Source organism: Cellulomonas phragmiteti, assembly GCF_016862775.1.
Classification (GTDB): Bacteria; Actinomycetota; Actinomycetes; order Actinomycetales; family Cellulomonadaceae; genus Cellulomonas; species Cellulomonas phragmiteti.
The window spans coordinates 1-536 of record NZ_BONP01000067.1 but is presented as its reverse complement, the minus strand read 5'-3'; the positions used below and the strand labels follow the sequence as shown (position 1 = coordinate 536).

At 69.4% G+C, this 536-nt stretch carries 1 protein-coding gene; it reads left to right on the top strand.

Going from position 1 to position 536, the window contains the following annotated elements; genetic code table 11:
* Positions 1–536: IS630 family transposase (locus Cph01nite_RS18940; protein ID WP_203676607.1), on the top strand; the 536-nt coding region annotated here is incomplete at both ends.

The window sequence follows — 536 nt, the reverse complement described above, 5'->3', positions numbered from 1 at the left end:
CGTGGCGGGCCTACGGGGTCCAGCCCTGGCGCAGCGAGTCCTTCCGGTTCTCCACCGATCCCGAGCTGGTCGCCAAGGTCACCGACGTCGTCGGCCTGTACCTGGCGCCACCGGAGAACGCGGTCGTGCTGTGCGTGGATGAGAAGTCCCAGATCCAGGCGCTGGACCGCACCCAGCCGGTCCTGCCGATGCAGCCGCACCTGATCGAGCGCCGCTCGCACGACTACGTCCGCCACGGCACGTCCACCCTGTTCGCGGCGCTGGAGATCGCCACCGGCAAGGTCACCGCGGCGATGAAGCCCCGTCACCGCCGCCAGGAGTTCCTCGCGTTCCTCAAGCAGGTCGCCCGCGCCTACCCCGACCAGCCTCTGCACCTGGTGATGGACAACTACGCCGCCCACAAGACCCCCGAGGTCCGCGCCTGGCTCGAGGCGAACCCACGGATCATCGTGCACTTCACCCCGACCCACGCCTCGTGGATGAACCTCGTCGAGGTCTGGTTCGGCATCGTCGAACGCCAGGCCATCCGCCGCGGC